This window comes from Faecalibacterium sp. OF03-6AC, from assembly GCF_003478175.1.
GTDB classification, from domain to species: domain Bacteria; phylum Bacillota; class Clostridia; order Oscillospirales; family Ruminococcaceae; genus Faecalibacterium; species Faecalibacterium taiwanense.
Genome location: NZ_QUEN01000006.1, coordinates 195,517 through 206,952 on the forward strand (window position 1 = coordinate 195,517; position 11,436 = coordinate 206,952).

The following is an 11,436-nucleotide window of genomic DNA, read 5'->3' on the forward strand; positions in this document are numbered from 1 at the left end:
TGTCAGCTTCATCGGGGAGGACAAAGCCAAAGCCCTGTCCGTCCACTCTGCAATAGAAAGCGATTTTCATGACTGCCACCTCAATCAAAAATGTCCTGGATTTTGTATGCGATCTCGATGCGCTTATCGGGATATACCAGCACCCGGTCGATCAACAGCTCGGCCAGCTCGGTGGTCAGCGTGTCCGCATCGAAAATCGCCTTGGACGCTTCCTTGCGGCTGTCCTGCCGTGCCTGTTCGTCCTGCTTCTGTTTCGCCTGTGCCAATACTGCGGCATAGGCGTTTTTTGTTTTCAGCAGCAGCTCGTTACACGCGGCCTTTTCCGCCTTGTAGGTGTTCAGGTCAATCTCGCCCATAAGATAGTGTTCGTAGTCTGCATCCGACAGGGACTTCCATTTCAGAAATTCTTCCTCGCGGGCAAAGTCCTCGCGGGTCAGGCGGATGATGGCTTCGTTGGCATCCATGTAAACGATAGCGTTGGGGTCTTTCTTGTTCAGCGCATAGCTGCTCTTTCTGTTAAACATAGGTCTCGGCGGCTCCGGTGCTCTCATGGATGATCTTGCGCAGCTTACCACTGCCAAAAGTTTCGGCAAAGCCCAGCGGCAGCACCGCCAAATGCTCCGACACCGCCAGCCGCAGATTGGTCGCCACCCGGAACGCCGACAGGTGGGAGCACATCAGCGCTGCAATGTAAATAAGGTAAGACAGCACTGCAAACAACACTGCCATCCAGCCGTAATAAACTCCCCGGAATCCGCATCCTCGCTCTGGTAGAAGAGGAAGCTGTTTTCATTGTCCACATCCAGTTTCTGGTAGGTGTGTGCAAACACTTCCTGTCCTTGCGCATCCAGACCGGTGATGGTGTCGCCACTCATCACGAATTTTTCCACGCCGCCCAGAAAATAGCAGTTGAACGCCGTGCTGTCCGGATCTGCTGCATATTTTTCAACAGCCTCCTCGCCATACGGCTCTGCCATGCACATTCCCAGCAGCATATCCGTAGCCGATTCCGCATTGTCCTCGCCTACCAGCGGAGTCGCAGCGTCGATCCACAAATTCCGGTATTCACTCTTTGCCGCCCGATGTCAAGTCTTGGACAACTTTTTTCACAAATAAATTTGAAAAAAGCGAAAAAAAAAATAAGCCCTGCAAGGCTTTCAATCGGTTTTTGAACCAATTTGAGCCTTGTAGGGCTTATCTCTATACTCTATACAATTTTTGCTTTATACGGCCTGCAACGGGGTGTTTTCCATTACTTTCTTAAATTCTTCGACCGTCATTTCAGCATCCTCAGCAGCTTCTTCAACCGTCACGCGGCCTTTTCTCACCTGCTTAATCAACATCCGCATCTCACCGATACCAATGCCTTCTTCTCTGCCGATACCGATACCTTCTTCTCTACCTTCGGCCTTGACACCTTGACTAAGATTGCACATAATAAGCACCTCTCTTTCCAGTTCTTCGCTCATTGCAACGCCAAACTCTTCTTCGAGAATTTTCTTTTTCTCCGTAGCTGCTCTTGACGAAGAAAGCAGCACATCCAGAAACTTCAAAATGCCTGTATAGCTTTCTGTATCAGGTTTTCCCAGACAAATCGTTACCACGCTCATCAGATCATAATTTTCTGATTTCTCGGCAGCGTTTCCAATCAACTGTTCTGGCCGAATCGAATACCGCGTAAGCGTATTCTGAAATTCATCGGACGGTTTTGTACAAACCCATATAGAATACACTTTTCGGATTTTTCCATACTCAGACTTTTTGAATATCGGCCCGTGCTGTGCAGAAATCATTCTGCTGCAATAATAGATTGCACGTTTTGTCAGTGGGTATCCCGGATTAAAAGCAGTCTGCGCTTCCACATTGATAATAAGACGAATCACATCCTGCTGTGCTGCATCATTCGCTGCCGTTGGAGCAATCGCATCAAAGCGAACGTCATAACGCACCGTTCCCTCAGTCAGCGTAGAATCCTCATTGTTGCTTCCAGTTATTACGTCAGGAGCTTTCGGAGGTCTGTTTGTATCATCAACGTGAACGCCAACCGTGCCAACCTCTGGAGTCCCCTCAATATACTTTTCAGCAATTTCGTCTACTGAACATTCACTGTATTCATCTACACAGCCCTTCATAATCTGCGCCAAAATCTGCTTGTTAGCCAGCAGCTTTTTGGCAGTCTTATCATAGTCCGAATCAAACTCCGTCTGAGTCATCGTGTGGGCAAGCTGATTTTCTACCGTGTTTTGCTTTTCCATCGGCATTCACTTCCTCGCAGTAGATTCAACAAGAGCGTATAAACTCTTACTGTACTTTCATCTTACCATAAATCGCTTCTCATATCAAGCTGTGCAACTCCCTCAAAATCCTTAAATTTTTACGAACAGTTGTCCATAATATAACATTGTCGTTGATGTTATATTATGGACAACGCTGCCCGTTCCACAATCAGAATCCATCGGCTATTCTCGATCATCTTAACTTTTCTTCTGCATTATAACTCTTTTTAAGTTAAGATACAAAATTAGAGTTAAGACTAGCAGAAAAAGCGCATCACAGCTTGAAAATTCCACTCTTTGAAATTGTTCATGTTATTACATTTCTATTGATGTTATATCATGGGCAACCGCTTGATGCTACTTTCCTGTCGTGTTATACTTATCTTATACAAAATTGTCAAGGGGGAGTGCATTATCATGAGTAAAAGACTTGTCGCTTACTTTTCTGCCAGCGGTGTCACCGCAAAAGTTGCTGAAAATCTGGCAGATGCCATCGGTGCAGACATTTTTGAGATTCAGCCAGAAGTTCCTTATACCAAGGCCGATCTGAACTGGATGGACAAGAAATCCCGCAGCACCATCGAAATGAGCAATCCGAACTCTCGCCCTGCCATCGCCGCCAAACGTGATAACATGGACGAGTATGACACCATCTTTGTCGGCTTTCCTATCTGGTGGTATGTTGCTCCCACCATCATCAATACATTTCTGGAAAGCTACAACTTAAAAGGTAAGACCATCATCCCCTTTGCCACCTCCGGCGGCAGCGGCATGGGCAAAACCAATGAAAAACTTGCGCCGAGCTACACTGGTGCAAAGTTACTGCATGGTAAGGTGTTCAACTCCTATTCCAGCAAGGCAGATTTGTCTGCATGGGTAGAAACCCTCAGCCTATAACTCTCACATTCCTACAGAATGAAACGCCCTCATAGCCGAGAAGATTTACGAATCCTCTCAACTATGAGGTCGTTGTTTTCTTCCCCATCATGTAAATTATACGTCATACTTATAGCATAGCCTTCATACAGTTTTGTTCATAATATCACATTTCCCACCGGACATCCTTTCTTCTTTCCGCAAGTCCTGGTTTACTAAGAAATAAAGATGGCTCTGCAAAAATATAATCATTTTTCTTATTTCTAAAACGCGCGGTGCCATTCATAATATAGCAGGCGTCTTTTGCTCTTGTCAGTCCTACATAATGCAAATTCAAATCTTGTTGAACCGACGACTCATCGCCAAACTCGTTAGGAATTATCCATTTATACATATCCATATGAAAAACAATATTAAATTCCAATCCTTTTGATTTGTGCAATGTCATAATATTAAGTTCGTTTTCACGTGCCGGAACGTAATTTTTCAACTGATGCGGATCACTTATCACTGAATGAAGATTATTCAAAGCTACTTTTGTTTCCTTTTGTGCGTACACCAGTCCCGCAAGTTCTTTTATCTTATCCTCTGCATTGCAAAAATCATCGAACGAATTCGAAAATATACTTTGGCACAGCGCGAGTGCTTTTCTATATTTTTGAGGTTCCAGTTCTTCAGAAAAAAGTTGTTCCGCGTAATCGACAGCAAAAACCGACTCATCAAAACGTGCCGAAATTAAATCTCGAAAGAATCTTCCCCATTCAGAGTTATCTCTATCTAGCACTGTTTCCTCAAATATTTTATATGGTGTACTTAGGTTTTCTCCAACCTTAAAAGCTGTACTATTACTTCTACAAAGAATTGCGACCTGATTATTTCTCACTATTCCATATTTATCTTTTATTTGGTTAAGGTATTTATCTATTGCCGCAGCAATGCTCCTCTCATCTCCTGAAATATCGACTTTAAAAACCCTTTTCTCTCTAGGCACTGTTTTTGATGCACCAAAAAGACACAGTGAGTATTCCGATATACTCGGATGACATCTATGATTTTTACTAAGTTCAAAGCGAGCAAAGTCATCTCTTTTCATCAGAGCAATCAGATATTTTGGGAATCGTTTTGTAAAACCATATATTGCTTGATTTATATCTCCCACAGCAATTCCTGTTAATCCACTCTCAACAAGCTTTATAAAGACCTTATCTTGTATCTCACCGCAATCTTGGTACTCGTCGATAATAATATGAGAATATCTAGCCTTGATATATTGCATCGCACCTGGCACATTCTCTAATATGTACAATGCAGTTTCACCAGTATATTTTAGAAAGATTTTACCTTCTTGTAACCCTTCAACCAGAATGCTCTCTTTCTTTGAGGAAAAAGGCTCTTCTAATAACAGTGCATACTTGCTACTCTCATCTATGTTATCAACAATCTCATATTCTGTAATATTCCCCGTAACATGGCTTGAAAAAGGAATAATAATTTGTGAAATATAAAACTTGTCAATAGTGCCAAAAAAAGATTGCTTCGTATCTGCACACCTTTGCTTACACCTTCTTTTTAGTTCATCACTTGCCTTATTAGTAAATGAAATTGCAATTACTCCTTTATATTCTGGCAAATCTGGAATCACTCTGGCAATCTTTTCGACTATTGTATATGTCTTTCCAGATCCCGGCTTAGCAGTAATCACAATATTGCCCTTCTGTTGAAGTATCTTACTTTGTTCTTCAGTTGGTTCTTTCACCATTGTCCGGTCTTGTCCTTTCCGTTGTAATACGAATCAAGCTTGTCAGAGGCTCTACAATTTTGCTCTCTTCAAGACAAGAAAGTTCTTTATGGTTTTTAGTCAAGAATTCCATCATATTTTCTGCTTTTTTCTTTTGCATTGCGTTTACGAGATCATCATGATCCCTTTTTCCATAGTGGTTCATCAGCGTATCTTTTAATTCACTACTGGCAAGATCATTTTCGAGATCCACATCAGATAAAAAGATTCCTAAATCTTTGATATTTGTCCTAATATATTCATTCAACTTTTTAGCCTCTTCGGGAATTTCAGCATCTTTTGGCCATTCATTTTCTTTGCTATGCTGATTCCAATATTCAATCAATCCAGTTTTATTATCACCAATATCTTTAACAATCCCAATTCCTCGTGATATTCCAGCATAATATTTTTTTACCGGAGTAACACTTGTTTTTGAAAATATGTCGTTATCAGTTCTCAGAACCCACGAAATATTTAGCGCATTGCAAATAGCCACATAAGGTTTAAATCCTACTCCCTCAACCGAAAGAATTGATATATTATGCCTGTCCAAATCAAGTTTCAGCTCTCTTGCCAGTGCTGTGTAAAACAACACCTCCGAAGTTCCCTCAACAAGAAAGACTCCATCTGAGAAAAATGTTTCCGCTGACAAAGCGTTCAGCCTATATCCAAAATCATCAAATACACTTTTTAGTAATTCACTGCAACCACCACAAGAAGCAAACGAGTACTTATTTTCTGAATATAATCTCACAATACTTGCAGGCTCAAATTTAGATGCAATATGGGGAGAATGTGTTGTTATTAAAATTTGCTCGTCAAAACTATTCTGAATATACGCCGATAATTTTCGTTGCTGATGTGGATGAAGGTGTGCTTCAGGTTCTTCAATCGCATAAAAAGTAACATGGTCAATGTTGTTTTGCAAATGTTGTTTTGCTATCCATGTCGCGAGGAATATTTGATTATTGCGTCCATCTCCACCTATCGATAACGGAGTATCTCCTGTGGAATATGCGAGAACCAAGTTATCAAGCATTTTATCAGCTTTACTTTCTCCCGCAACAAATCGGACTGCTTGATCTTCATTATGAACAGACAGTTCCCCTAATTCACGATTTACCTGTGCAAGTGATGTAGAAATGTATTGTAACGAACTTATACTCTCATTGATTTTATCCAAACTATTTTGAATCTCATTAATTTTTTGACTGTCTGACGCCGTTGCTTCTTCGGAAAGCTTTTCCTTTGCAATCTGAAGTATCTTGATTTTCTCACGGCTCAAAAAAGAAAAAAGATTGCGATTTGTGTCAACATATTGCATGTTTAATCTCTTAATATATTGTCTTGTTTGAAGTTCAGACAATGTAGAGACATCATACCCCGTCAAAATTTTATATGTACCATTTTTTTGATTCGTATATCTTATAACCACTTTTCCATCTTTGACGGCACTTCCAAATGTACTTAACAAGCAATCTTCTGTTACTTCGCATAGATATGCTGTTATTTCAATAGTATCTGTACCAGAATAAGCATTATAGTCGCTTTCTGTCAATTCTAAATCATGTTCACTAATTGTTTTGTCAAATAAAATTCTTAGAGCGTATAGGAGATTAGACTTTCCCACATCATTTGCTCCGATAATAAGTGTTTTTTTCTGGAATATGACTTCTGTATCATCAAAATTACGGAAGCCTTTAATGCGAACCTTTTCCAATCTCATAATTTTCTCTCCTAACTCCCTAATCTTTTTCTATTGGGAAGCCCATAAGCATCATCTTTTCTCTCTGCCCAGATGGGAAAGCCCATTCATGAAACTCATCGCGTTCTGACAATCTACTCCTCTTTATTAAATTATGTCGCAACACTGAAATCAACTCGTAGGCCTCTCCAGTAACTTTAATAATCTCATCAATATCCAACGAGTGAAGTGAATAGTGAAGCATGTTAGAATCATTATATAAATCTCTTAAACACCCTTGTGTTTCTGGTGTCAGAGTAAATATTAATGCAGCCGGTGTAGTATTATTCTTAATTTTGATTGGGCGATTATCAAATGTTTGCAGTACTCCTTTTGTCAATGTTTCTCCATTTCTATACCTGCCATATCTTAATCCTACTGCCAATCCATGCTTATATTGACAATAATCTTGATAATGCTCTTTATGAAAAGAAACTAAATCTGTCAAATATGTCTGCATTCTCAAAACTGCTATTCTATATTCTATGTAGCAATCTTGATGATCTGCCCATGTCAAACTATCATCCAAATCAAAATATGGAAGAAAAAACTCTCCCAAAAATTTTGATGGATCATTTGTCTTAAAATTCCAAATATATCGCTTAACATCTGTAGCATTATAATTTACAACATTCTTCACAAAAGTATCTATATTTTTTGATAACATAAGAAACGAGAACAAATCCTCTATTGCTTGTTCCGCATGACTTAATGCTTCAAATATCCACCCTATACGAACTTCGTTTTTTATTTGTTCATGTTCCACAATAGACAATGGTTGGTTTTCTCCCGTTATATCACTATAGAAATCATCTAAATTGAGTATCAACTTTTTAATAGATTCTACTGCAACAATATGCCAAGCTAAATATTGACTATCAAGATATTGATACATCTGGGCTTTCCCTGCTTCAAATTTTTCTTTTTCTGTTAGTTTTTTCATTTTTACATCCCATAATCTCAAAAACACCAACGCATCAGTAACCAAGCTGTTCTTATTACACTATCTTGAGAGAAACCAACTTTCGGACGATTCAATGCACTCACCAAATTGTCGATTTTGATTTCATACCACTTATAGTAGCATATTCACCATTGTTTTTATGTTATATTTTCATAATACCATAAATCATCGTCGACATCAAGGCAACATTTGTTGACATTTACCATATTATTTCAATATTCGAATGGGTTCATGTGCAATTTTCGACATTGTAATTTGCTTTTTCTGACATGAAATCACTCTAACAGAATAAAACACTCGCCTAGTCGAGAAGAATTCTCTTATCTAGGCGAGTGTTACTTTTTAACTATCAAAGTTTTCCCTTGCTAATTTTATACCGAAGCCAGTCCTCTGCGTATTCGCTACTGTTCAGAATCAAGTTCAGTACTTTGTTTCCTTCTTCTGTATTCATTTCTTCCGGGATGTCATCTTTAAACATCGAAAAAATATTATCCTGTCGCTCTTTCGGTGTCGGATGATCTTGATAGACAATCTTTTTCCCTTTTAGTTCAGAATACACATCAAACAAGCGAAACATTTCAAATAGTATTATCGGTGATAAATATTGATCTTCCCAAAACACTTGTAGTTCTTCTGGCACTTCGTTTTTCTTCTGCTGCATTATTAAATTTATCAGCAAACGATAGGCATACTGATCTGCTCTTAATTCTGTATCCTTTCCATTTCGATCTTCTGGATGAATAGCATGATATAACTCATGTCCTATCAAAAAAGTCCAAATAGTCCAGTAGTTATCCATTGCTGTATGCATCAAGTTTTCTGGGAGAAGAGACATTTCATAAAGCTGCGTTTCATTATGTGTCCCAATTTCTCTTTTTCCATTCTGCAAATCTTCCAGAACGTAAAAGTTCTTCATGCAACGAGTTACATTCTCCTCGCTTCTATTATTCTCAAGTGAGTACATTGTGAAAAGAAACGATATAAGTGTATATTCCAGCAGTTCATCTACAACAACGACTTTTGTACCATTTGCATGAAAAGCGTTCATATTCCTTATATATCGAGGAATATATTGAACTGGCTCATCAATTTTTAAAGCCTTGAGAACCAATCCTAGCATTTTCTCATCAACATAATCTTCTTCCTCGTATGCGCGATTCAAGATTGCCTCATCAATTACATTGATTTTCCGCTTTTTCAGCATTTCGACAAACATCCGAACGCTTTCTCGTCCTTCTTCAATGTTACGTTTCGGAATGTTATTCCTTATTTGGTCACTCAGATAATTCTTATTTTTCATAATGTAATATCACTGCTTCCGCCAATTGGCCCGCTACATTTTCACTTATTTTATTTACATCTTCATTATTCAGATACCTATTTATCCTATACTCTGCACCTATTCTATATTCATCTTTTGAGTTTTCTCGAACACATAAGGATACTTTAATACAGGTTTCTTGTTCACCATCTTCTTTATTGGGCTGTTCAGAAATTTTTTCACTTGTTTTTTCTTTTGATGATTGTCGCAATTTATCCAAAACATCATGTGAAACGATTTTAATGACATCCCATATCATTCCACTTACAACACCTGTTATAATGGAATTAGATGATATGGTAATATACAAACCTATCAAAAAATCGCCCACATTAAAATTATCGACCGACATAACTGTGTAGTCAATGTCTGTTCGTTCTTCAAGAGGACTGTACGCACTTTCCAATTCATAGGGAACCTGAATCAACACTGATGTTTCCATTTTACATAATCCTCCCAGTTTACTTTTGCTGTTTTCTCCATCCTTATAGAAAAGAATAACATTTTCTTAAAATGTTTTCAAGGTCACTCGTGCAGTTCCAAGGGCAGTCCATCCGGGTCAAAGAAAAAGGTCATTTTCTTTTTGGTGTAGCTGTCCAATCGAATCGGTTCACATTCAATTCCCATCTGAGCCAGTTCTGCCACGGTAGCTTCCACATCATCCACCCGGAACGCCAGATGCCGCAAACCGCAGGCTTCCGGCCTGTTTACACGCTTGGGCGGGTTTGGCTCTGCAAAAATCTCCAGTTCAATCGCATCGGCACCGTCACCGACACTCAAATCCAGTTTCCAGTCGTTCCGCTCCTTGCGGAAGTTTTCTCTCACAACTGCAAAGCCCAGCTTGTTCACATAAAAGTCTCTCGCTTTTTCGTAGTTAGAAACGATAATCGCCACATGATGAATTGCCGCCAATTTCACTATCTGTACGCCTCCCTATTTTATATGTACCATACCTGCCGAAGCATTACTGCTACCAGTTCCAGAAGCACGACCACACTGCCGACCACCTGCGGTATCATAAAAATCGCAAATCCACCGATCAGCATTTGAAGTGCTTCCATCCCTTGCGACTGCTGCATAAGATACGAAAGAATCGCCGTTGCCAATAGCACACTACCCAGCAAATAGAAAATCCATGCCGAACAATGATGCAGGAATACCACAAACCACTTTATAAGCCATACAGTAAGGATCAGTGGCAGGGTCATAATCACCAGCACCGATTTTAACAGCCATCGAATCGCTTTCATAATGTCCTCTTTCCGGCTGTTTTGTTGCCCATACTCTGTAAGTATGGAGCGAACATTTTCAAAGCCGTTCGGAGCATCCGTCACAAATACGCCTTTACTGTCTACCACGACTGGAGAAACAGCATCTTTGCGCTGCTCATTGCGCATCATAAAAAAGCAAACTCCCTCGACAACTTCGCTGTCATACGGAAGCCACGTTCCAGTCTTTCCATCAATCTGATAATTGGGAACCATGTAGGCGACAGTGTTTCCGGCTGCATCAACATCCATACGGCAGATGCCGCTGTTATTGCCAACAGCTACGCCTACCTCATGGGCTTTGCGCCCGAGACCATCGCCACTGCCATCCTGTTCAGCATGGTAGGTTACTTCAATGGCAACGACAAAACCCTCTGGGTCATGGTACAGGGGCTGGTGCAGACTCTGCTGGTGCGTCTCCCCATGGCGTATATTATGAGTATCCAGCCCAACGCCAGCCTGACGATGATCGGTCTGTCCGCACCCACCTCCACCGCAGTGGGCATCTTATTAAACATCAGCTTTTTTCTCTGGCTCAAACGGTACGAAAATCAGACGTGTGCATAGGTTTTGAAGGCTGGAAAGCCTGCCGATGATTGTTGCCACCTACAAATATGATACGGTCGTGCTTGAAATTTCAAATTCAATCATGAGTCGATAATAGCAAACAAGCCCACAGGATAGACCGCATATAAAATACGGCAGACCTGTGGGCTTGTTCCTTATATCGAGTTGATCTCTAAACGATCAATCCTCTAATCCATGGCTTTCAGCTACATTCCTCAAATATTTCTCCGGGTCTCCGTTCAGAATCAAATCGGCATAGCCAAGCGGGTCATTGTAGATAAGATAATCCAGTTCTGACCTCTGCGCCATGGTCACGTCCAATTCATCCTCGACCCCAGTGCAGTCAATGGAGATCATTCTCCCATCCCGGAGCAGCAGCTCCACGCAGCCGGTGTCCATGTTGAATTTGCAGGTTCTTTCATCGTACTTCATACTCGTGTCCTTTCTACCTTACGGCACTCTTGCAGTGGTCTGTCGTGCTTTCTTATGATAAAGTCTGGGACACTTTTCGATGGAAGCAAGGGATTCGTTCTGTTTCCCAAAGAATACAAAAAATCCGAACCCTTCTCCTATTGGAAAAAAGTTCGGATTTTGTTGTTGTGGTGCACCTCCAGGGACTCGAACCCTGGGCCCACTGATT

General features: G+C 40.4%; 13 protein-coding genes and 1 pseudogene. 2 read left to right on the plus strand and 12 right to left on the minus strand.

The features are described 5' to 3' along the window. Positions 1-80: 80 nt before the first annotated feature. The 4 genes and pseudogenes from DXA66_RS09045 to DXA66_RS09060 all read right to left on the minus strand — a co-directional run bounded on the left by DXA66_RS09045 (position 81) and on the right by DXA66_RS09060 (position 2,255). Complete coding sequence (locus DXA66_RS09045) at positions 81-524, minus strand: hypothetical protein (protein ID WP_118528307.1); 444 nt, start codon at positions 522-524, stop codon at positions 81-83. After that, a pseudogene (locus DXA66_RS09050) lies at positions 520-735 on the minus strand (ABC transporter ATP-binding protein); the annotation flags it as partial. The pseudogene DXA66_RS09050 and the gene DXA66_RS09045, both read right to left, overlap by 5 nt. Then, on the minus strand, positions 678-1,055 hold the full coding sequence (locus DXA66_RS09055) for a hypothetical protein (RefSeq protein WP_187119392.1): 378 nt from the start codon (positions 1,053-1,055) through the stop codon (positions 678-680). The pseudogene DXA66_RS09050 and the gene DXA66_RS09055, both read right to left, overlap by 58 nt. 168 nt (positions 1,056-1,223) lie before the next feature. Continuing rightward, positions 1,224-2,255: a hypothetical protein gene (locus tag DXA66_RS09060; RefSeq protein ID WP_243089075.1), complete on the minus strand. Its 1,032-nt coding sequence runs from the start codon at positions 2,253-2,255 to the stop codon at positions 1,224-1,226. A gap of 438 nt (positions 2,256-2,693) precedes the next feature. Between DXA66_RS09060 and DXA66_RS09065 the strand changes: the two genes are divergently transcribed. Further along, the gene (locus DXA66_RS09065) at positions 2,694-3,173 is read left to right on the plus strand and encodes a flavodoxin (RefSeq protein WP_118528311.1); all 480 of its coding nucleotides are present in this window, start codon (positions 2,694-2,696) and stop codon (positions 3,171-3,173) included. Between the two features lie 145 nt (positions 3,174-3,318). Here DXA66_RS09065 and DXA66_RS09070 read toward each other — a convergent pair whose 3' ends face one another. The 7 genes from DXA66_RS09070 to DXA66_RS14290 form a co-directional block, all read right to left on the minus strand. Beyond that, positions 3,319-4,911 (minus strand): UvrD-helicase domain-containing protein, encoded by a 1,593-nt coding sequence (locus DXA66_RS09070; protein ID WP_118528313.1) that lies wholly within the window; start codon positions 4,909-4,911, stop codon positions 3,319-3,321. Then, a complete protein-coding gene (locus DXA66_RS09075; RefSeq protein ID WP_118528315.1) occupies positions 4,892-6,658 on the minus strand; it encodes an ATP-dependent endonuclease in 1,767 nt (588 codons plus the stop codon). Before DXA66_RS09075 ends, DXA66_RS09070 begins: the two co-directional genes overlap by 20 nt. 19 nt (positions 6,659-6,677) lie before the next feature. After that, positions 6,678-7,619 (minus strand): hypothetical protein, encoded by a 942-nt coding sequence (locus DXA66_RS09080; RefSeq protein WP_118528317.1) that lies wholly within the window; start codon positions 7,617-7,619, stop codon positions 6,678-6,680. Positions 7,620-7,989: 370 nt separating this feature from the next. Next, positions 7,990-8,940 carry a hypothetical protein gene (locus DXA66_RS09085; protein ID WP_118553034.1) on the minus strand — a complete coding sequence of 317 codons (951 nt, stop codon included), beginning with the start codon at positions 8,938-8,940 and terminating at the stop codon, positions 7,990-7,992. Further along, positions 8,930-9,403: a hypothetical protein gene (locus tag DXA66_RS14140; RefSeq protein ID WP_147365168.1), complete on the minus strand. Its 474-nt coding sequence runs from the start codon at positions 9,401-9,403 to the stop codon at positions 8,930-8,932. Before DXA66_RS14140 ends, DXA66_RS09085 begins: the two co-directional genes overlap by 11 nt. Positions 9,404-9,486: 83 nt before the next feature. After that, positions 9,487-9,879 (minus strand): VOC family protein, encoded by a 393-nt coding sequence (locus DXA66_RS09090; protein WP_118528321.1) that lies wholly within the window; start codon positions 9,877-9,879, stop codon positions 9,487-9,489. Between the two features lie 20 nt (positions 9,880-9,899). Then, complete coding sequence (locus DXA66_RS14290; RefSeq protein WP_243089076.1) at positions 9,900-10,481, minus strand: hypothetical protein; 582 nt, start codon at positions 10,479-10,481, stop codon at positions 9,900-9,902. Positions 10,482-10,523: 42 nt separating this feature from the next. On the opposite strand from DXA66_RS14290, the gene DXA66_RS09100 reads away from it, so the two are divergent. Then, entirely contained in the window at positions 10,524-10,796 is a 273-nt protein-coding gene (locus tag DXA66_RS09100) for a hypothetical protein (protein ID WP_347562866.1), read from the plus strand. Between the two features lie 180 nt (positions 10,797-10,976). Here the strand turns inward: DXA66_RS09100 and DXA66_RS09105 are convergent, their stop codons facing one another. Next, positions 10,977-11,228 carry a DUF6061 family protein gene (locus DXA66_RS09105; RefSeq protein ID WP_118528325.1) on the minus strand — a complete coding sequence of 84 codons (252 nt, stop codon included), beginning with the start codon at positions 11,226-11,228 and terminating at the stop codon, positions 10,977-10,979. Positions 11,229-11,436 lie beyond the last annotated feature (208 nt).

Bases quoted from the DNA above. Each gene is read 5' to 3' on its own strand.
- DXA66_RS09045 (WP_118528307.1), bottom strand. From the start codon at position 524: ATGTTTAACAGAAAGAGCAGCTATGCGCTGAACAAGAAAGACCCCAAC.
- DXA66_RS09060 (WP_243089075.1), bottom strand. From the start codon at position 2,255: ATGGAAAAGCAAAACACGGTAGAAAATCAGCTTGCCCACACGATGACT.
- DXA66_RS09065 (WP_118528311.1), top strand. From the start codon at position 2,694: ATGAGTAAAAGACTTGTCGCTTACTTTTCTGCCAGCGGTGTCACCGCA.
- DXA66_RS09070 (WP_118528313.1), bottom strand. From the start codon at position 4,911: ATGGTGAAAGAACCAACTGAAGAACAAAGTAAGATACTTCAACAGAAG.
- DXA66_RS09075 (WP_118528315.1), bottom strand. From the start codon at position 6,658: ATGAGATTGGAAAAGGTTCGCATTAAAGGCTTCCGTAATTTTGATGAT.
- DXA66_RS09080 (WP_118528317.1), bottom strand. From the start codon at position 7,619: ATGAAAAAACTAACAGAAAAAGAAAAATTTGAAGCAGGGAAAGCCCAG.
- DXA66_RS09085 (WP_118553034.1), bottom strand. From the start codon at position 8,940: ATGAAAAATAAGAATTATCTGAGTGACCAAATAAGGAATAACATTCCG.
- DXA66_RS14140 (WP_147365168.1), bottom strand. From the start codon at position 9,403: ATGGAAACATCAGTGTTGATTCAGGTTCCCTATGAATTGGAAAGTGCG.
- DXA66_RS14290 (WP_243089076.1), bottom strand. From the start codon at position 10,481: ATGGATGTTGATGCAGCCGGAAACACTGTCGCCTACATGGTTCCCAAT.
- DXA66_RS09100 (WP_347562866.1), top strand. From the start codon at position 10,524: ATGGGCTTTGCGCCCGAGACCATCGCCACTGCCATCCTGTTCAGCATG.
- DXA66_RS09105 (WP_118528325.1), bottom strand. From the start codon at position 11,228: ATGAAGTACGATGAAAGAACCTGCAAATTCAACATGGACACCGGCTGC.